This window comes from Micromonospora halotolerans (assembly GCF_032108445.1).
Classification (GTDB): domain Bacteria; phylum Actinomycetota; class Actinomycetes; order Mycobacteriales; family Micromonosporaceae; genus Micromonospora; species Micromonospora halotolerans.
Genome location: NZ_CP134876.1, coordinates 5,881,577 through 5,900,473, shown reverse-complemented (window position 1 = coordinate 5,900,473; position 18,897 = coordinate 5,881,577). Strand labels below are relative to the sequence as shown.

The following is an 18,897-nucleotide window of genomic DNA, read 5'->3' as shown; positions in this document are numbered from 1 at the left end:
TCCTCCGCGACCCGGTGCCACCCGGCACACCGCTTCGGTGTGGAGTCTGGCAGGCATCGGCGACGGTCTCAGTCCCGTGCCGAGCGGCGGCGGTCGTGAGACGCCTCTCCGGAGAGGTGTCTGGCGGCGGCGCGGACCTGTCGTTTCCGGACCGGCCACAGGACGACGGTGATGACCAGCAGCAGCGGTGGCCCCTGGAGGAAATGGGCGAGCCACGCGCCGGGCAGACTCGGCCCGCCCCACGACTGCGCGAGATGATCCGCGCCGAAGATCGGATAGAGCACTCCGCGGGCGATGAAGACGGCCCACGCCGGGGCCAGCAGCGCGAAGGACACGATCTCGAAGGGCAGCGCGGCCAGGCGGTACCGCAGGGGCACCCGGGCGTCCGCCCCGCGCGCTGCGCCGACCTGGACGCGGAGCAGCCGCCTCGCCAGCTCGCGCGGGATCCGGCCCGTGACCGCGGCGGCGCCGAACGGCCCGCAGACGAGGCCGAGGACGGTCACGGGCAACGCCGCGACGGCGTACGCCTGGTAGCCCAGCACGGCGGCGGTCCTGCCGCGCCGGTCCCTCCCCGTCCGACCGCCCTCGTCCGAGGGTGGGTGGTGCGGCAACGTGGTGGTGCTGGCTGGCCACATGGGATCTCCCGACTCGACAGGTCACGTTGCGAGGGCGGCGCTGACGCCTCCACCGGACAACCACCATGCTCGTGGCGGTGCCGGTCGCGGATCATCGGCGGCGAGCCCGGAAAACGGGATCGGTCGAGCGCCCGACGGGATGGCCCGCCTACGCCTGGAGGCGGAGGCGTGACCCGGCCCGACGATCGATGGCCGGCGCGCCCCGCGCAGGTACCGTCGCGGCATGAGCCACAGCGACCTCAGGGACGCGCCGACGGTGGCGCTGCCGCCGAGCGGGAGGGTCGCGCTGCTGCTTCGCGGAGTCGGGCCGGGGGCCTGGCAACGTGTCGACACCGTCGTCGCGGTGGCGCTCCTGGTGGGCCTGACCGGGCCGGAGCTGCTCGGCTCCCGCCTCAGCGACGATCCACCGCTGGCGATCCTGGCCCTGGGAGCGGGCGCCTCCCTTCCGCTGGCCTTCCGGCGACAGCGGCCGGTGCCGGTCCTCGCGATCACGGTGGCGTGCGCGGTGGCCGCCAGCCTCCTCGGCATCGGGTACACCCCGTTCGGCAGCAACGCCGGGCCCGCCGTGGGCCTGGCCATGTACACCGTGGCGGACCGGATGAGCCGACGGGTCTCGGTCGGAGCCCTGGCGGTCGTGGTCGCCACGACCTTCTGCTCGGCGTGGGTGGCGACCTGGCTGCACGGCGGTCAGGAGAACGCCGTCCACGTGGTCGCGGCGGCGGTCGGTTGGCTGGTGGGCGACACGGTTCGGACCCGCCGCGCCTTCCGCACCGAGATGGCCGTCTGGCAACGCCGGGAGCTGGCCGAGCGCACCCGGCTCGCCATCGCCGAGGAGCGGGTCCGGGTCTCCCGGGAGGTCCACGACGTGATCTCGCACAATCTCAGCGTCATCGCCGTACGCTCGGGCGTCGGGCGCCTGCTGTTCGACACCCGCCCGGACGAGGCCCGCACGGCCCTGGCCGAGATCGAGACGGTCAGCCGCACGGCTCTCGGCGAGGTGCGCCGGCTGCTCGGCGCGGTCCGCGGTGAAGGCCACACCGCCCCGGCGCCCACGCTGGCCGACCTCCCCGCGCTGGTGGCCGAGGTGACCTCCTCGGGGGTCGAGGTGACGCTGGAGCGGAGCGAGCTGCCACCCGGCCTGCCGGCGGCGCTGGAGCTGACCGTCTACCGGATCGTCCAGGAGGCCCTGACCAACGTCGTCAAACACGCGGGCCGCACCCGCGCCCGGGTGGTCGTCTCGTACGCCGACGAGGTGCTGCTGGCCGAGGTCACCGACGACGGATCCCGGGACGGCCGGGGCCGGCAGGCCGGGGAACCGGGATGGGGCCTGGTCGGCATCCGGGAGCGCGCGGCGCTGTTCGGCGGCACGGCCGAGACGGGGCCGCGCCGCGAGGGTGGTTTCCACGTGTCCGTGCGGTTCCCGGTGTCCGGGGAGCCCGAGCGTGGAGCGGACCGATGAGCGTCCGGGTGCTGGTGGTGGACGACGAGGCTCTCATCCGGGCCGGTTTCCGGGCCCTGGTCGACTCCGACCCCGACCTGGCCGTGGTGGGCGAGGCCGCCGACGGTGCGCAGGCCATCCGGATGGTGCACGCCCTGCGGCCCGACGTGGTGCTCATCGACATCCGCATGCCCACCATGGACGGCCTGGAAGCCACCCGGCGCATCGCGCACGACGATGCGGCGCCCACCACGCGGGTGCTCGTCGTGACCACCTTCGACCGCGACGAGTACGTGTTCGAGGCGCTGCGCGCGGGAGCCAGCGGCTTCGTCCTCAAGGACACCCCGCCCGAGCATCTCCTCGAGGCGATCAAGGTGGTGGCCACCGGGGAGGCGCTGCTGACGCCCACCCTCACCCGCCGGTTGATCACCGAATTCGTCCGGAGCGCCGTCCCGCCCCGGCGGCCGGCGCCGGCCGCGCTGGCCGGGCTCACGCAGCGGGAACGCGAGGTGCTCGTGCAGGTCGCGGCCGGCCGGTCCAACGCCGAGCTGGCGCACGTCCTCCACATCAGCCGGGCAACGGCGAAGACCCACGTCAGCAACCTGCTGTCGAAGCTGGACGCCCGCGACCGCGTTCAGCTGGTCGTCCTCGCGTACGAGTCCGGCCTCGTCAACCCCGGCGCCGGCCCGGTCCCGCTCCCCGGATGAGGCGTGCCGGTCAGCGCGCGACGAACTCGTAGGTGGTGGTCAGGCCCTCGGGCAGGTCGGGGACCAGGGCGTTGGTGCCGTCGACGGTCTGGACGTAGCGCCGGCCCTGGAAGAGCGAGTAGGTCCCGTCGGGAACCTTCTCGATCCTGAAGAGCTGCGCCTGCTCTGCGGGGTCGCACTCCCGGGAGCGGACGCTACCCGGCGCGGCGTCGTGCACGACGGTCATGCAGACCCGGCCGGCGGCACCCGGTGTGGCCAGCATGATCTGGAACTTGTCGCCCGCGGGGCGCAGCACCCACACGGCCCGGGCGTCGATGCCCTGCTGGGTGGTGGCCCGGACCCGGTCGCCGTCCCGGTCGACGGCGAGTGCGGCCCCGCCCATGCCGGGCACCACGATCAGGGTCTGCCGCTGGCCGGCGAGGATCTCCTGTTCCGTCGAGGCGCTCCCGGACGGCACGACCGACGCCGGTGCCCGGCCCACCGGGCCGGCAGCCTCGTCCGGTGTCTCGACGTGGTCCCGGGCCTGCAGCAGGGCGGTGCCGGCGGCCACCACCAGTACGGTCATCGCCGCCCCGGCGACCGCGGCGCGGCGCCGCCGCCGGTCGCTGCGACGGCGCAGGGTCTCTGCCGGCGGTAGCGTCGTGACGCGCCGGATCCCGTCGGCGATCGCCTTGAGGTCGTCGCGAGGATCAGCCATGGTGGGTCTCCTCGGGGTGCGTCTCGGTCAGCAATTCCGCCATCGCTCTCCGGCCTCGGGCGAGGTATGTCTTGACGGTTCCGACGGGCGCCCGCATCTCGGCGGCCACCTCGGCGACGCTGAGATCGTTCAGGTGGTAGAGCACCAGGGCGCGGCGCTGGTTGGCGCTCAGCCGCCGCAGCGCCTGCAGCAGGGCGACGTGGTCCTCGTTCAGTCCGGGCACGATCTGCTCGACCGCGGCCCGGCGGTGCGCGCGGACGCGGTTGAAGGTCTTGCGCCAGCTGCTCACCGCGATCCGGGAGGCGACCCGGCGGACCCAGGCCTCCGGGCTGTCCGCCTCCCGCACGGTCCGCCAGCGCTGCCAGGCCCGCATGAAGGCCTCGGCGACGGCGTCCTCCGCCTCCCCGCGGTTGCCGGTCAGCATGTAGACGTGACCGACGATCCGTCCCGCGCAGGCCGCGTAGAGGGCGTCGAACTCTTCGGCATCACCCATCTGGCCTGCGCCCGAGCCTCGTACCGTGGTCACCCGCGGCATGCAACAGGGGAGCGTTGCCGGGTTGCGCCGCACGGGCCGAGATTGTGACCACAGTCACAGCCCAGCTGATCAACCCGTCGGCCCGACCAGGCGTCATCGTGCCGTCCCGGGAGAGGCCCGTGGCGGAGAGGACGATGTGCGACGACGGCAACGACGGGCCCTGACAGCCGGGGTGCTCGCGACCGCGCTGGCGGTGGCGGGCCTGACGGCCCCCTCCGCGGACGCGCAGGAGCGGCCCGCGCCCACGGCCTCGGGCACGGCCGGCTCCTTCACCCTGATCACCGGGGACCGGGTGTCGCTGGGCGCGGACGGCCGCCCCGACATCCAGCGGGCGCCGGGGCGGACGGGCATGCGGTTCGTGAGCACCCGGGAAGGGGGCCACCAGTACGTCATCCCGGTGGACGCGGTGCCGCTGCTGCACGACGGTCGACTCGACCGGCGGCTGTTCGACCTCACCACGCTCGGCGAGTTCGGCTACGACGACCGGACGCCGGAACTGCCGCTGCTGGTCGCGTACCCGGAGAACGCCGCGGCGCAGGCGCGGTCCGCCGCCGTCGCGGGTGCCGGGCGGGTGCGGGCCGACCTGCCCGCCGCCCACGCGCTCGCCGTGCGTGCGGACATCGACGACCGGGTCACGCTCTGGTCGTCACTCACCCGCGGCACGCCGTCGGAACGGACGCTCGCCGCCGGGGTGACCCACGTCTGGCTGGACGGCAAGCGCCGGGTGTCCCTGGAGCACAGCGTGCCGCACATCGGTGCGCCCGCGGCCTGGCAGGCCGGCTTCGACGGCACCGGCGTCACCGTCGGGGTCCTGGACACCGGAATCGACGCCAGCCACCCCGACTTCGCCGGACACCTCGCGGAGGTCCGGGACTTCACCGGCGGCAACGATCCCGCCGACAACGTGGGTCACGGCACCCACGTGGCCTCGACCATCGTCGGCAGCGGAGCCGCCTCCGGCGGCAGGTCCCGCGGCGTGGCCCCGGGCGCGAAGCTGCTCGTCGGCAAGGTCTGCGCCACCTACGACTGCCAGGATTCGGACATCATCACGGCCATGCAGTGGGCCGCGCCCAAGGCCCGGGTCGTCAACCTGAGCGTGGGCGGCACCGACACACCCGGTCTCGACCCGCTGGAGACCGCGGTCCAGGACCTGAGTACCCGGTACGGCACGCTCTTCGTGGTCGCCGCCGGCAATGAGGGGAAGCCGAAGTCGGTCTCCTCGCCGGCCACCGCGGACGACGCCCTCGCGGTCGCCGCCGTCGACGCCGACGACCAGCGGGCGTACTTCTCCAGCAAGGGTCCCCGCATCGGCGACAACCACATCAAGCCGGAGATCAGCGCGCCGGGCGTGGACATCGTGGCGGCAGCCCCCGGCGGTGACTACGCCTCCATGTCGGGCACCTCGATGGCGACTCCGCACGTGGCCGGTTCCGCCGCGATCCTCGCCGGACAGCATCCCGACTGGTCCGGACCGCAGCTCAAGGCCGCCCTCATGGACTCGGCCCAGCCGGCCGCCGAGAACACCCTCTACGAGGTGGGCGTCGGCCGGGTGGACATCGGCCGTGCGGTCGCCCAGCCCGTCGCCGCGGAGGTCGGCGCCATCGACTTCCCGGTCCAGCGCTGGCCCCACGCCGACGACACCCCGTTCACGCAGGTCGTCGGCTACCGCAACACGGGCACCGCGCCGGTCACCCTGGCGCTGAGCATCGCCTCGGCGCCGGCCGGGATGGTCACCGTCAGCCCGGCAACCCTGGTGGTGCCGGCCGGCGGCCGCGCCGAGGCGACGATCGCCGTGGACACCCGGGTGGACGCCGCGGACGGCGTCTACCAGGGCGCGCTGCTCGCCACCGGCGCCGGGGACCTGCGGGTACGCACGCCGTTCGCGCTCAACCGGGAGATCGAGAGCTACGACGTCCGGCTCGACCAGACCGGGCGCGACGGCCGACCGGCCACCGAGTACACCACCGTGGCGGCCAACCTGGCCACGGGCGAGTTCAGCAGCCTGGACGGGCAACCGGGCGGCGGTGTCCTGCGGCTGCCCAAGGGCCGGTACGCGCTGTACAGCACCATCCACGAGGGCGATGCGTCGACCCTGCTCGTCCAGCCGGTCCTCGACGTGCGCGGCCCGGTCACCGAGGCGCTCGACGCCCGCACGGCGCGGCCGGTCTCGCTGACCGTGCCGCAGCCGGACGCCGCACCGCTCTCGATCAACGTGAGCGCGAACTGGGACGACGGCTTGCGCTACCCGGGGGTCCAGCTCAGCGGGGTGTCGTTCGGGGAGGTCTTCTTCGGCCGGATCGGCCCCGCCGTCGCGGCCCCCGAGTTCACCGCGACGCTGGGCGTCGGGCTCGCCCGCCCCGGCCCCGACCGCAGCTTCCGGAACAGCCCCTACACGTACGACCTCGCGTACGTCCGCCAGGGCGACATGTTCACCGGCCTCGCCCGGAAGCTGTCGCCGAAGGACCTCGCCACCGTGCAGGCGACCTACCGGAGCCAGTCCAGCACGGCGACCGCCGTCCGGTTCCACCGCGCGGCGTCCCCCGGCGGCGCCGGGCCAATCGGTTCGAACACGTCGTTCGACCTGCCCTTCCACGCCACCGAGTACTACAACACCGACGGCGGCATCGTCTGGACGTCCACGTTCGTCGAGGGCGACAACCTCACCACGCAGGAGTCCACCTTCGCGGCGGGCAGGACGTACACCCAGACCTGGAACGCCGCCCCCTTCGGGCCCACGGTGGGCCGCGCCCCGGCCTTGGCGCCGCTGGCGTACGCCGGCCGCGACGGCGACACCATCTCGGTCGCGTCGCCGCCCCTGTTCGGCGACGCGACCGGCCGCCCCGCCAGCCGCGACGACCTGGCGGTCCACCTCCGGCTGTCCCGCGACGGGACGGAGATCGCCACCGCGGACGGCCTGTACGCGGACTTCCCGGTGCCCCCCGGCAAGGCCACCTACCGCCTGGAGGCGACGGTCACCCGCGGCGCGCCGGACACCCTGTCGACGTCGGTCTCCGTGGCGTGGACCTTCACCTCGGCCCACACCGTCAAGCCGGAGCGGCTGCCCCTCACGACAGCCCGGCCGATGCCCGCCCTCGACGACACGAACACGGCCCGGGCCGGCACGACCATGGCCCTGCCCGTGGCGCTGGACCGGCTGGCCGGCTCCACGGCCGCGGCCAACCGGACGCTCGGCGTCTCGGCCTCGTTCGACGACGGGCGGACGTGGGTCGCGTTGCCGGTGCACCGGGGTGTCGCCCTCGTCCGGCACCCGCGGCGGCCCGGCTTCGTCTCGCTGCGCCTGACGGCCACCGACACCGCCGGCAACACGGTGACCCAGACGATCCAGCGGGCCTACCGGATCGCCTGACTCCCGTCCGGGTCCGGGGCGGCGGCCGTGAAGGCGCCGCCCCGGACCGTGCCTCCGCCGATCAGCCGCATCGCTCCGCTACAGCGGCGGCCGGGTCGCCGAGCTGATCGTCCAGTTCGACTGACCCCGCCGGCCCCGGGGCGTTGTCGAGCTCGGCGACCCCTACCCGGCGGGGCGGGGTTCCAGGACCACCACGGCGGTCTCGGACGACCGCAGCGCCGCCTGCGCGTCGAGGTTGGCCTCGATCTCGCGCCAGCGGGCCCACAGCCGCGACCGCTCGTCGCCCGTCGCGGCGCGCCCACGGACGAGCCGCCGCCCGCCGACCAGGTCGACAGCCGCGTCCGGATGCGCCTGCAGGTTGAGCCACCAGGCGGGCTCGCCCGCACCCCAGCCGTTCATCGCCAGCGTGAACAGGTTCGGCCCGTCCTCCAGGTACGCGACGATGACGCTGCGCTGCTGACCGGTGCGGCGCCCGGTCGTGGACAGCCGCAGGGTGCCCCAGCGGTCGGCGCGGGGCCGCCAGAGGACCCGCCCCCGGAAGGCCCGGTACAGACCCCGGTGCACCGACCAGGCCAGCCGGATGAACCACCGCGGCGGAAGCTTCGGCTTCCCGGCCCGATCCTCGACCGACATGACGACCTCCAACGCCGACACGGCGATGGTACGAACAGGACGCCGCCCGCGGTACCGGGCGGACCGGTGGCGCCGGGTGGCCGGTCGTCCACCGCGCCCGTGTGGCGTCAGCCGATCAGCGGGCGGCTGACGACGCTGTCCGTGCGGCCGCTCAGCTCCCGGTCCAGGGTCTCCTGCGCGTCGCGCATCGCCTCGGCGTACCGGGGTTCGGCGAGCCGCCGCATCCCCACCTCGGGTGCGACGTCCTCGACCACGGCGCTGATCCACCAGATGTTGCCGAACGGGTCGCGCACCCGGCCGCCCCGCTGGCCGAAGGCGTGGGTGGCCGGTGCGGTGACCACACGGGCTCCGGCGGCGACCGCGCGCTCGGTGGCGGCGTCGGCGTCGGCGACGAAGACCCGCAGCAGCGACGGCATGGCCGGCCAGTCCGGTTGCTGGTCGAAGGCGAGCAGGACCGTGTCGCCGACGCGGATCTCGGCGTGGCCGATGGTCCCGTCCTCCAGCCGTACCCGGCCGAGCTCGACCCCGCCGAAGACGGCGGTGACGAAGTCCAGCAACTGCCCGGTGTCCGGGGTGACGATCCACGGCGCGGCGGTCGTATAGCCGGCGGGTGCGGTGCTGCTCATGGCGAATCTCCTCGTGTCGAAGCGAACTGCGCCCACCGTAGATCGCGTATAGGTCAGTTTCCGTCCTAGTCGAGCGGCACAATGGCAGGCATGTCCGACGCGCGTGCCCGCCTGCTCTCCCTGCTGTCGCTGTTGCAGACCCCTCGGCTGTGGTCGGGGAGCGAACTGGCCGGGCGGCTCGGGGTGTCCGGCCGCACCGTGCGGCGCGACATCGACCGGCTACGCGAGCTGGGCTATCCGGTGCACGCCGAGCAGGGCGGGATGGGCGGGTACCGGTTGACCGCCGGCGCGGCGATGCCGCCGCTGCTGCTCGAGGACGACGAGGCGGTCGCCGTGGCCATCGGGCTGCGCACGGCGGCGGCGCAGCCGGTGACCGGGGTGGACGAGGCGGCGGTGCGGGCGATGGGCAAGCTGCTCCAGGTCCTGCCGGCCCGGCTGCGGCGCCGGGTCGACACGCTGACCGCCTCCACCGTGGCCCACCCGTTCTCACTCGCCGGGGAGGCGGTGGACCCCGACGTGCTGGTCGTCGCCGCCGCGACGATCGCCAACCACGAACGGCTGCGGTTCCGGTACCGCGACGAGGGCCGGCATGTCGAGCCGCGCGCCCTGGTGACGGCGGGGCGGCGCTGGTACCTGCTCGCCTTCGACCTCGACCGCGACGACTGGCGGACCTTCCGGCTGGACCGGGTCACGGCGGTGGCCGCGACCGGTGCCCGGGCGGCCACGAGGGACGTACCCGGGGGAGACGTCGCCGCCTTCGTGGCCGAGCGGACCATGCGGATGGCCCCGACGTACCCGGCCGACGTCGTGATCCACGCGCCGGCCGCCCAGGTGGTGGACCGCCTGGGTGGGCCGCCGCCGGGCACCCTGACCGACCAGCCGGACGGCACCTGCCGGTGGCTCGCGCCGCCGGACACCCTCGAATGGCACGCGCTCCGGTTGGCGTCGATCGGGCAGCCGTTCGACGTCGACGGCCCGCCGGAGCTGGTCGACCACCTCCGGTCGACGGCCGCGCTGTTCCAGGCCGCCACGGCGGGTTCGACACCTCGTTCGGCCACGCGGGGATCCCGGGGCTCGCCGCGGTAAGGGCGCCGTGTGGGGAACGCAGGGGAGCCGGGCCGTCACAGGTCTCGGTCGGATCACGGCTGTTCAACACGTGTTGCCTACCTGAACACGCTCGTCACATGATTTGCGACACATCGAGCGCAACTCGTGTTGACCGGAGGTCGGCGTGACGGTTCGACGGACGGACGTGGCCCGCCTCGCGGGCACCTCGCCGGCGGTGGTGAGCTACGTCCTCAATGGCGGGCCGCGCCCCGTGTCGGCACAGACCCGGGCAAAGGTGCTCGCCGCGGTCGAGCAGCTCGGCTACCGTCCCAACGGCATCGCCCGGTCGCTGCGGATGAGCCGCACGATGACCCTCGGCCTGGTCATCCCCGACAACGCCAACCCCTACTTCGCCGCGCTGGCTCGCGCGATCGAGGAGGAGTCGTTCGCGAAGGGCTACACGCTCCTGATCGGCAACGCCGCGGAGAACGACGAGCGGCAGACGACCTACGTACGCACCTTCCTCGCCCGGCAGGTCGACGGGCTGTTCATCGTCCCGGCGCACGGGTCGGCCGGGTTCCTCCCCGATTTGCAGCGCGCGCGCACCCCCTGGGTCTCGCTCGACCGCCAGGTGCCCGGCGCCAGCGCCCCCGGCGTGCTGGTCGACAACCGGGGCGGGGCCTACCTGGCCACCCGGCACCTGATCGAGCACGGCCGCCGCCGCATCGCCTGCATCGGCGGGCCGGAAGACGTCATGCCGGCCCACGACCGGGTCAGCGGCTGGCGCGACGCCCTCTCCGATGAGGGCGTCACCCGCCGTGCGATGTCGGTGGTGCAGTCCGAGTTCGGCCGGCGCGCCGGCTACCGGGCCGCCCGCGACCTGCTGTCCCGGCCCGAGCCGCCGGACGCCATCTTCGTGGCCAGCGACGAGCAGGCCGTCGGGGTGCTCCGTGCGATCAGCGAGACCGGCCGGCGCTGCCCGGACGACATCGCGGTCGCCTCGTTCGACGGTATCCCCGGTGCCGCCTACTCGACCCCCGCGCTGACCACCATGGCGCAGCCGTTCGCCGCGATCGGCCGGGCCGCGCTGTCCCATCTGCTCGCCCAGCACGCGGGCACGACCAGCCCGACCGACGTCCTGCCGGTCGCGCTGATCCGGCGCGGCTCGTGCGGGTGCCCGGATCCGCCCGGCGGTGACGCGCCGAGCGAGGGAGAAGGGTCATGAGCCGCGTCGTGGTCGTCGGCAGCGCCAACCTCGACCTCGGGGTCGCCGTGCCGCACCTGCCCGCGCCGGGCGAGACGGTGCTCGGCGACGACGTCGCCGCCCGCCCCGGCGGCAAGGGCTCCAACCAGGCCGTCGCGGCCCGCCGGCTGGGCGCCGACACACTGTTCTTCGCCGCGGTCGGCGACGACCGGTTCGGCGCCGACGTCCGCGCCGCGCTCACCGCCGAGGGGTTGCCGCCCGACCATCTGACCACGGTGGCCGGCGTCGCGACCGGCGTGGCGCTCATCGTCGTCGACACGGCCGGTGAGAACAGCATCGTCGTCGCCCCTGGGGCGAACGCCCGGCTGACCGGCGACGCGCTGGCCGCCCTGCCGGCCACGCTCGGCCCCGACGCGGTGCTCGTGCTGCAGCTCGAGATCCCGCTCGCGACCTGCCTTGCCGCCGCCCGGCACGCCCGTGACGCGGGCGCCCGGGTGGTGCTCAACGCCGCGCCGCTGCCCGACCTGGTTCCGCCCACGATGGCCACCCTGCTACGCCACGTCGACGTCCTGGTGGTCAACGAGGGCGAGGCGCTGCGGCTGGCCGGTGTCCCGGCCACGGACTGGGCCGCCCTCGCCGCCGGTCTGCGCACGCACGGCCCGGCCGCCTGCGTCATCACGCTGGGGGAGCGCGGCGCGGTGCACGCCGACGCGGCGGGCGTCACCGCCCACCCGGCCTTCCCGGTCGACGCGGTCGACACGACCGGCGCGGGCGACAGCTTCGTCGGCGCGCTCGCCGCGTCACTGGCCGACGGTCAGAGCCTCGCCGAGGCGGTACACCGCGGCTGTGCGGCAGGAGCGCTGGCGACCACCCGGATGGGTGCCCAGTCCGCGCTGCCCACGAGAGCCGACCTGGACCGATTCCGCGCCACGCACCCGGAGGCCAGCCATGCGTGACACCGGCCTCTGGCACCCCCGGATCGCCGCTCTGGTCGTCGGGATGGGCCACACCGACACCATCGTCATCGCCGACGCCGGTCTGCCGGTCCCGCCCGGCGTCGAGATCGTCCACCTCGGCGTCACCCGCGGCGTCCCGACCTTCCTGCCGGTGCTCGCCGCCGTCACCGCCGAACTGGTCGTCGAGGAGGCGACCATCGCCGAGGAGCTGACCGACGCCCACATCCTCGCCGGGCTGCACACCGGTCTCGCCGGCATCCCGCTGAAGACCACGAGCCACGACGTCCTCAAGGCGGCCTGCCGCAGCGCGTGCGCCGTCATCCGTACCGGCGAGGCGACGCCGTTCGCCAACGTCATCCTGCGAGCGGGGGTTCCCTTCTGATGACCCACTTCCCGAGCGACTACGAGGAGCGCGTCTACGCCGGCGTGCTCGGCAAGGTGATCGCGGTCTACCTCGGCCGGCCCTTCGAGGGCTGGCGTTTCGAGCGGATCCAGGCCGAGCTGGGCGACATCACCGGCTACGTGAACCACCGCATCGACCTCGCCCTGAAGAACCACCTCCTGGTGGTCACCGACGACGACATCAGCGGCACCTTCATGTTTCCCCGGGCGCTGCGCGACCACGGCACCGAGCCGACATCGGCCCAGATCGGGGAGACGTGGCTCAACGAAATCGCCGAGGGGCAGTCGGTGCTGTGGTGGGGCGGGGTGGGCAACTCCACCGAGCACACGGCGTACCTGCATCTCAAGGACGGGGTCCGCGCGCCGGACAGCGGGTCGATCGCCCGCAACGGCGTGGTCGTGGCCGAGCAGGTCGGCGCGCAGATCTTCGTCGAGGGCTTCGCGATGACCCGTCCCGGCGACCCGGAGGCGGCCGCCGACCTGGCCGAGCGGGCCGCCCGGGTGAGCCACGACGGTGAGTCGATCCACGCCGCCCGGGTGGTGGCCGCCCTGGTCGCCGGCGCGTTCACCGAGACCGACATGGAGCGTCTCCTCGACACCGCGGTCGCGCTGATCCCGAAGGACAGCCTGATCCACCGGGTCATCGCCGACGTGCGGGAGTGGACCGCCGCCGACGCCGACTGGAAGACCACGCGGGCCCGGATCGACGCCCGCTACGGCTACGAGAGCTACGGCGGCAACTGTCACGTGGTGCCCAACCACGCCACCGTGATCCACGCGGTGGCCCGCAGCGGCGGCGCGTTCCTGCCCGCCATGACGGTGGTCAACACCTCCGGCTGGGACACCGACTCCAACGCGGGCGACGTCGGGGCGATCTGTGGCGTGTTCGGCGGCCTCGCCGGTATCGACGGCGCCGGGCCGGACTACCGCGGGCCGGTCGCCGACCGGATGTACCTGCCCAGCACCGACGGCGGGTCGACGGTCACCGACGTGGCCCGGGAGGCGCTCACGCTCGCCCGCCACGGCCGGGCCTGGGCCGGGCAGCCGGAGCGCGACCTGACGAAGAACGGGGCCCGGTTCCACTTCTCGCTCCCGGGCAGCGTGCAGGGATTCACCGTCCTGTCCGGCGCGGCTCGGGTGCACAACCCGGGCGGGCGGCTGGCCGTCGAACCGACCACCCCCGCCACCACCGTCGCGACGCCGACGTTCATCCCGCCGGAAGCGCGCGCCATGCCGATCTACGGCCTGATCGCCAGCCCCACCCTCTACAGCGGACAGACCATCCACGCTCGGCTGCGCGCCGCCACGGGCGTCGAGGTCCGCCCGGTCGTCGCGCACTACGCCGACGACGGTGACACGCTGAAGTGGGTCGAGGGGCCGGCCGCGGCCGGCGATGAAATCCGCTGGACGGTGCCGGATCTCGGCGGCCAGCCGATCACCTACGTCGGCCTCCGCGCCACCGGCGCGGTGGAGGTGGAGTCGCTGACCTGGGACGGTACGCCGACGCTCACGCTGACCCGCCCCGCCACCGCCGGGACCGGGCACGGCACCCCGGCCGACGCGATGTGGCGGCGAGCCTGGGTGAAGACCGTCGACCGCTGGGATCCGCACTGGCCGGAGCCGTTCCGGATCGTGCAGAACCGGGGCACCGGCCTGCTCGTCCAGGGCGAACGCGGCTGGCGCGACTACCAGGTCCACGCCGATGTCACGCCCCACCTGGCCGAGGCCGTCGGCCTCGCCGTGCGGGTCCAGGGCCAGACCCGTTACTACGCGCTGCGGCTCGCCGGCCGCGACCGGGCCGAGCTGGTCCGCCACGACACCGTTCTCGCCAGCCGCGACTTCCCCTGGGAGTACGGGGCCACCTACCGGCTCGCCATCCGCGCGGCCGGCACCCGCCTCACCGCCAGCGTCGACGACGAGGTGCTGTTCGACCTCGACGACGACGAGCTCACCTGCGGCGGCGTCGCGCTCCTCGTCACACAGGGGCGCACCGCCACGCAGTCCGTCCGCATCACCCCCATTCCCGTTGAGGAGACATCGTGACCGCTTCGCTGAGTCGCCGGCGGTTCCTCGCCGGTGCGGGCCTGACCGCCCTCGGTATCACCACCCCCAGCCTGCTGCTCTCCGGCTGCAGCGGTGACAGTGGCGGCGGCGCCGGCAACGGCACCGGCAAGGTCGACCTGTGGCTGGACATCCAGGGCGACGCCAACCAGAAGTACTTCACCGACAACGTGGCCGCGGTCTTCGAGAAGGCCAAGCCGAAGATCGACCTGAACACCACCTTCTACAAGGGCGAGGACCTGCGCCGCCTGGTGCAGACCGCGTTGCAGTCGCGCTCCGGCCCGGACATCGTGCGAGGGCCGAGCGCCACGCAGACCATCGCGTGGAGCAAGGCTCACGTGCTGGCCGACCTGACCCCGTACGCCGAGAAGTTCGCCTGGAAGGACAAGCTGTCCAGCTGGGCGGTCGAGGCGTTCACCACCGACGGCAAGCTCTACGCGCTGCCGATGCGCGTCGACACCATGCTGCTCTACTTCAACAAGACGCTGTTCGCGCAGAAGGGCTGGCAGCAGCCGACCGACCGGGCGTCGCTGGAGGCGCTCGCCACCGAGGCCGCAGGCCAGGGCATCGTCCCGTTCGGCTCGTCGAACGTCGACTGGAAGGCCGCCGGCGAGTGGCTGATGACGGTCTTCTGGAACCACTACTCCGGCCCGGACGCGCTACGACAGGCGCTCTCCGGCGAGATCAAGTTCACCGATCCGGTGTTCGTCGACGCGGTCGCGCTGATCAAGAGCTACTTCGACAAGGGCTGGATCGGCGGCAGCGTGGAGAAGTACTTCTCCGTCCCGTCCCAGGAGATCGGCGCCAACTTCGGCAAGGGCAAGGTGGCGATGGTCCCGCAGGGCAACTGGTTCATGAGCCAGGTCGGCCAGTACTTCGGGGCGAAGGCAAAGAACGAGAACGACTGGGACTGGATGCCGGTGCCCGCGCTGCGGCCCGAGGTGAAGTATCCGCTGTTCGAGATGGGTATCGGCGGCTCGCTGGCGATCAACGAGGCGAGCAAGAACAAGGACGCCGCCGCCGAGTACCTCAACTGGTACTACGGTGACCGGACCGCCGCGCTCAAGCGGATGGCCGAGGTCCCGTCGACGTACAACATCCCGATCGACTTCGCCGACGGCGACATCCCGTCGAGCATCGATCCGCGCGCCGGTCGGGTGCTCACCTCGCTCAACAAGGCGGTCGCCAGCGGCCAGTACGGCTTCGTCACCTGGACCTGGTGGCCGCCGAAGACCGACGTGTTCGTCTACGAGGGCCTGGAGCAGGTGCTGACCGGCAAGCTGACGCCGGCCGCCTACTGCAAGCAGCTCGACCAGATGTTCACGGAGGAGAAGGCCAACGGCAACCTCCCGCAGTTGCCCGCCAAGGGGTCCGGAAAGTGACCGCCACCGCCGCGCCGCCGACCGCGTCCGGCGCCCGCCGCGCGCGGTGGCGCGCGGCGGTGGTCGGCTGGGCCTTCCTCGCGCCGCTGCTGGTGCTCAACCTGCTCGTCGTGCTCGGACCGTCCGTGGCCACCGTCTACTACTCGTTCACGGACTGGTCCGGGCTCGGACCGGCCACCTTCATCGGCCTCGACAACTACGTCACGGCCTTCGGCGACGCAAAGGTCCACCAGGCGCTGCTGCACAACCTCGTCTGGTTCGTGCTGTTCCTGACCGTGCCGATGGCGATGGGCCTGCTCGGCGCCTACCTGCTCAGCCAGGTCAGACGGTTCCAGATGCTGTTCCGGGCGCTCTACTTCATCCCGTACGTGGTGGCCAGCGTGGTCAACGCGGCGGTGTGGAAGATGCTGCTGTCGCCGACCAGCGGCATCGCCCACCAGTTCGGCGTCGACCAGTCGTGGCTGGGTGACACCAGCACCTCGCTGCTGTCCGTCAACTTCGTCGTGGACTGGCACTGGTGGGGCTTCCTCGCGGTCATCTTCCTGTCCGCGATGCAGGGCGTCGATCCGGCGCTCTACGACGCGGCCAAGGTGGACGGCGCCAGCCGCTGGCAGCAGTACCGGAACGTCACGCTGCCCGGCATCCGGCCGACGATGGTGTTCATCGTGCTGATGACGGTGATCTGGTCGCTGAAGGCGTTCGACTACATCTTCATCATGACCCAGGGCGGGCCGGCCGGGTCCAGCGAGGTCGTCTCGACGCTCATGTACAAGCAGGCGTTCAACGAGTACTCCGCCGGCTACGCGGCCGCGCTGGGCCTGTCGATGACGCTGGTGACCGCGGTGATCCTCGCCGTCTACCAGTGGATGCGGAAGAAGGGATGGGAGGACGAATGACCGCCACCACCGTCGACCGACCGGCGCCCGCCGGAGTCGCCCCGACCGGGTCGGGGCGCGGCCGCCGTCGCGTGCGGCTCAGCGGGGGTACGCACTACCTGGTGCTGATCGTCCTCGCGCTGTTCGCGATCGGGCCGCTCGTCGCCGTGCTGTTCAACGCGTTCAAGAACAACGCGGAGATCGGCTCCAACCCGCTCGCGCCGCCGACCTCGTTCAGCCTCGACAACTTCGTCGACGCCTGGACCCGCGGCGACTTCGCCACGACGATGCGCAACAGCCTGATCATCTGTCTGGGCTCGGTGCTGGGCACCTGCCTCGTCGCCGGGCTGGCCTCCTTCGCCCTGAGCCAGCTGCGGGTGCCCGGTGGCGGGGCGGTCGTCGCCTACCTGTTCCTGGGCAGCGCGCTGCCCGTACAGCTGTTCCTGGTGCCGTTGTTCTTCCTCTGGACGCAGTTGCACCTGACCGACAACCTGTTCGGGTTGATCGTCATCTACTGGGCGACCGACGCGCCGTTCGCGACGCTGCTGTTGCGGTCGTTCCTTCTGAAGATCCCGAAGGACTTCACCGAGGCGGCCCGGCTCGACGGCGCGTCGAGCCTGCAGATCGCCTGGCGGGTGGTGCTGCCGCTGGCCTGGCCGGGCTTCCTCACCGTGGCGCTGATCGTCGCGCTCTGGTCGTGGAACGAGTTCTTCTGGGCGATCACCTTCATCCACACGCCCGAGCTGCGGCCCGTCTCGACGAGCTTCCTCGCCTTCCAGGACCAGTACTCCACCGACTGGGGCCTGACCAGCGCCGCGGCGATCTTCATGCTCGGGCCCGTGGTGCTCCTGTTCCTGGTGCTGCAGCGCAAGTTCGTGAGCGGCCTGACCTCCGGAGGTATCAAGTGAGCCGTCCCAACATCATCCTGATCATCGCCGACCAGCTGCGGCGCCAGGCGTTGGGCTGTTACGGGGACCCGAACGTGAACACGCCGCACATCGACGCGCTCGCCGCCGCCGGCACCCGGTTCGACGCCGCCTCGTCGACCTATCCGGTCTGCGTTCCCTACCGGTTCTCGCTGATGACGGGCGAGTACGCCCACACGCGCTTCATCCCGTCCATCGAGTGGCGGATGTCGCCGGCGGAGCGGACGCTGGCCGACGAACTGAACGAGGCCGGGTACGCGACGGCGCTGTTCGGGAAGTGGCATCTCTACGGCAACTTCGGGCACTACCCGGGGCACAACGTGGTGAAGGCGTCCCGCACGCCGGTGCCGCGGCCGTTCCAGGGACGGTTCCAGCGGTTCGCCGGGTTCGACATCTGCAACGACCCGTGGGACACGTACTACTGGAACGAGGACGACCCGAACCCGCACAAGATCGACGGCTTCCAGACCGACGGCCTCTTCGACCTGGCCATCGCGCACCACGGCCAGGTCGACGGGCCGTTCGCGACGGTGCTCTCGGTCGAGCCGCCGCACCCGATCTTCACCGCGCCCGAGTCGTATCTGGAGCGCTGGCGGGACCGGGAGATCGTGCTGCGGGACAACGTCGAGCTGGGCAAGCAGTACAACAAGCGCGGACCGCACGGCCGCGACCTGATCGACGACCTCCGCGTCTACTACGCGATGATCGAGAACCTCGACGACAACATCGGCCGGCTGGTCGCGGCGCTGCGGGAGAACGGTCAGCTCGACAACACCGTCATCGCGCTCACCGCCGACCACGGCGAGCTGCTCGGGTCGCACGGTCTTCTGGCCAAGCAGCGGCCGTGGGAGGAGTCCCTGGGGGTCCCGCTGATCGTCTCGGGCGGTCCCGCCGTCGCCGCCACGGTGGCCGATCCGGTCTGCACCGAGGACCTGTTTCCCACTCTGCTCGGGCTCGCCGGCGTGACGCCCGCCGGGCCCAAACCCGGGCTCGACCTGAGTCCCGTCGTGCGGGGGGAGTCCGATGGCGTGCAGCGGGAGGGCGTGCTGCTCGAGTTCGTCGCGGAGATGCGGCCCGGCCTGCCCTTCCACGACGAGACCTGGCGCGGGATCCGGACCCGGCGGTACAAGTACACGGTCCTCGGGGACGCGCACGGCGGGCGGCCGTGGCAGTTCTTCGACCTGGAGAACGATCCCTACGAGATGACCAACCTGGTCGACGACCCGACGCACGCGGCCGAGGTGACCCGCCACCACGCCCTGCTCCGCGACCGCCTGGTCGAAGCCTACGACCACTACGTGCTCGCCCCCGCGTTCGGCGCGCCCGGCCTCAACGAGTGGGACCCGGAAGCCAAGTTCCAGCGGCGCTTCGGCTGACGCCCCGACGACCAGGAAGCGGGTACCCCC

At 72.7% G+C, this 18,897-nt stretch carries 17 protein-coding genes; 12 read left to right on the top strand and 5 right to left on the bottom strand.

Annotated features, from left to right (window positions below; genetic code table 11):
• Positions 1-68: 68 nt before the first annotated feature.
• Positions 69-542 (bottom strand): hypothetical protein, encoded by a 474-nt coding sequence (locus RMN56_RS27830; RefSeq protein ID WP_313720624.1) that lies wholly within the window; start codon positions 540-542, stop codon positions 69-71.
• A gap of 316 nt (positions 543-858) precedes the next feature.
• On the opposite strand from RMN56_RS27830, the gene RMN56_RS27825 reads away from it, so the two are divergent.
• Complete coding sequence (locus tag RMN56_RS27825) at positions 859-2,094, top strand: sensor histidine kinase (protein ID WP_313720623.1); 1,236 nt, start codon at positions 859-861, stop codon at positions 2,092-2,094.
• Positions 2,091-2,780 carry a response regulator gene (locus RMN56_RS27820; protein WP_313720622.1) on the top strand — a complete coding sequence of 230 codons (690 nt, stop codon included), beginning with the start codon at positions 2,091-2,093 and terminating at the stop codon, positions 2,778-2,780. The genes RMN56_RS27825 and RMN56_RS27820 overlap by 4 nt, the downstream gene beginning before the upstream one ends.
• 10 nt (positions 2,781-2,790) lie before the next feature.
• On the opposite strand, the gene RMN56_RS27815 is transcribed toward RMN56_RS27820, so the two are convergent.
• Both RMN56_RS27815 and RMN56_RS27810 read right to left on the bottom strand, forming a co-directional pair.
• On the bottom strand, positions 2,791-3,477 hold the full coding sequence (locus RMN56_RS27815) for a hypothetical protein (protein WP_313720621.1): 687 nt from the start codon (positions 3,475-3,477) through the stop codon (positions 2,791-2,793).
• Positions 3,470-3,970 (bottom strand): SigE family RNA polymerase sigma factor, encoded by a 501-nt coding sequence (locus RMN56_RS27810; RefSeq protein WP_313720620.1) that lies wholly within the window; start codon positions 3,968-3,970, stop codon positions 3,470-3,472. Before RMN56_RS27810 ends, RMN56_RS27815 begins: the two co-directional genes overlap by 8 nt.
• 178 nt (positions 3,971-4,148) lie before the next feature.
• Between RMN56_RS27810 and RMN56_RS27805 the strand changes: the two genes are divergently transcribed.
• Positions 4,149-7,379, top strand: a complete 3,231-nt coding sequence (locus tag RMN56_RS27805; protein WP_313720619.1) for a S8 family peptidase — start codon at positions 4,149-4,151, stop codon at positions 7,377-7,379.
• 162 nt (positions 7,380-7,541) lie between these two features.
• Here the strand turns inward: RMN56_RS27805 and RMN56_RS27800 are convergent, their stop codons facing one another.
• Together RMN56_RS27800 and RMN56_RS27795 are read right to left on the bottom strand one after the other, a co-directional pair.
• A complete protein-coding gene (locus tag RMN56_RS27800) occupies positions 7,542-8,012 on the bottom strand; it encodes a nitroreductase family deazaflavin-dependent oxidoreductase (RefSeq protein WP_313720618.1) in 471 nt (156 codons plus the stop codon).
• Positions 8,013-8,119: 107 nt separating this feature from the next.
• Complete coding sequence (locus RMN56_RS27795) at positions 8,120-8,638, bottom strand: VOC family protein (protein WP_313720617.1); 519 nt, start codon at positions 8,636-8,638, stop codon at positions 8,120-8,122.
• Between the two features lie 90 nt (positions 8,639-8,728).
• On the opposite strand from RMN56_RS27795, the gene RMN56_RS27790 reads away from it, so the two are divergent.
• From RMN56_RS27790 to RMN56_RS27750, 9 genes are all read left to right on the top strand, one after another.
• Positions 8,729-9,724: a helix-turn-helix transcriptional regulator gene (locus RMN56_RS27790; protein ID WP_313720616.1), complete on the top strand. Its 996-nt coding sequence runs from the start codon at positions 8,729-8,731 to the stop codon at positions 9,722-9,724.
• Positions 9,725-9,869: 145 nt separating this feature from the next.
• Positions 9,870-10,910 carry a LacI family DNA-binding transcriptional regulator gene (locus RMN56_RS27785; protein WP_313720615.1) on the top strand — a complete coding sequence of 347 codons (1,041 nt, stop codon included), beginning with the start codon at positions 9,870-9,872 and terminating at the stop codon, positions 10,908-10,910.
• Positions 10,907-11,845 (top strand): ribokinase, encoded by a 939-nt coding sequence (locus RMN56_RS27780; RefSeq protein WP_313720613.1) that lies wholly within the window; start codon positions 10,907-10,909, stop codon positions 11,843-11,845. The genes RMN56_RS27785 and RMN56_RS27780 overlap by 4 nt, the downstream gene beginning before the upstream one ends.
• Positions 11,838-12,227 (top strand): D-ribose pyranase, encoded by a 390-nt coding sequence (gene rbsD, locus RMN56_RS27775; protein ID WP_313720611.1) that lies wholly within the window; start codon positions 11,838-11,840, stop codon positions 12,225-12,227. The genes RMN56_RS27780 and rbsD overlap by 8 nt, the downstream gene beginning before the upstream one ends.
• Positions 12,227-14,290, top strand: coding sequence for an ADP-ribosylglycohydrolase family protein (locus RMN56_RS27770; RefSeq protein WP_313720610.1), 2,064 nt, complete (start codon positions 12,227-12,229; stop codon positions 14,288-14,290). Before rbsD ends, RMN56_RS27770 begins: the two co-directional genes overlap by 1 nt.
• Positions 14,287-15,690 carry an ABC transporter substrate-binding protein gene (locus RMN56_RS27765; protein ID WP_313720609.1) on the top strand — a complete coding sequence of 468 codons (1,404 nt, stop codon included), beginning with the start codon at positions 14,287-14,289 and terminating at the stop codon, positions 15,688-15,690. The genes RMN56_RS27770 and RMN56_RS27765 overlap by 4 nt, the downstream gene beginning before the upstream one ends.
• Complete coding sequence (locus RMN56_RS27760) at positions 15,687-16,586, top strand: carbohydrate ABC transporter permease (protein WP_313720608.1); 900 nt, start codon at positions 15,687-15,689, stop codon at positions 16,584-16,586. The genes RMN56_RS27765 and RMN56_RS27760 overlap by 4 nt, the downstream gene beginning before the upstream one ends.
• A complete protein-coding gene (locus RMN56_RS27755) occupies positions 16,583-17,473 on the top strand; it encodes a carbohydrate ABC transporter permease (protein WP_313720607.1) in 891 nt (296 codons plus the stop codon). The genes RMN56_RS27760 and RMN56_RS27755 overlap by 4 nt, the downstream gene beginning before the upstream one ends.
• Complete coding sequence (locus RMN56_RS27750; protein ID WP_313720606.1) at positions 17,470-18,867, top strand: sulfatase family protein; 1,398 nt, start codon at positions 17,470-17,472, stop codon at positions 18,865-18,867. The genes RMN56_RS27755 and RMN56_RS27750 overlap by 4 nt, the downstream gene beginning before the upstream one ends.
• Positions 18,868-18,897 lie beyond the last annotated feature (30 nt).

Excerpts from the sequence above, each read along its gene's own strand:
- RMN56_RS27825 (WP_313720623.1), top strand. The coding sequence starts at position 859 with ATGAGCCACAGCGACCTCAGGGACGCGCCGACGGTGGCGCTGCCGCCG.
- RMN56_RS27820 (WP_313720622.1), top strand. The coding sequence starts at position 2,091 with ATGAGCGTCCGGGTGCTGGTGGTGGACGACGAGGCTCTCATCCGGGCC.
- RMN56_RS27815 (WP_313720621.1), bottom strand. The coding sequence starts at position 3,477 with ATGGCTGATCCTCGCGACGACCTCAAGGCGATCGCCGACGGGATCCGG.
- RMN56_RS27810 (WP_313720620.1), bottom strand. The coding sequence starts at position 3,970 with ATGGGTGATGCCGAAGAGTTCGACGCCCTCTACGCGGCCTGCGCGGGA.
- RMN56_RS27800 (WP_313720618.1), bottom strand. The coding sequence starts at position 8,012 with ATGTCGGTCGAGGATCGGGCCGGGAAGCCGAAGCTTCCGCCGCGGTGG.
- RMN56_RS27795 (WP_313720617.1), bottom strand. The coding sequence starts at position 8,638 with ATGAGCAGCACCGCACCCGCCGGCTATACGACCGCCGCGCCGTGGATC.
- RMN56_RS27790 (WP_313720616.1), top strand. The coding sequence starts at position 8,729 with ATGTCCGACGCGCGTGCCCGCCTGCTCTCCCTGCTGTCGCTGTTGCAG.
- RMN56_RS27780 (WP_313720613.1), top strand. The coding sequence starts at position 10,907 with ATGAGCCGCGTCGTGGTCGTCGGCAGCGCCAACCTCGACCTCGGGGTC.
- rbsD (WP_313720611.1), top strand. The coding sequence starts at position 11,838 with ATGCGTGACACCGGCCTCTGGCACCCCCGGATCGCCGCTCTGGTCGTC.
- RMN56_RS27770 (WP_313720610.1), top strand. The coding sequence starts at position 12,227 with ATGACCCACTTCCCGAGCGACTACGAGGAGCGCGTCTACGCCGGCGTG.
- RMN56_RS27755 (WP_313720607.1), top strand. The coding sequence starts at position 16,583 with ATGACCGCCACCACCGTCGACCGACCGGCGCCCGCCGGAGTCGCCCCG.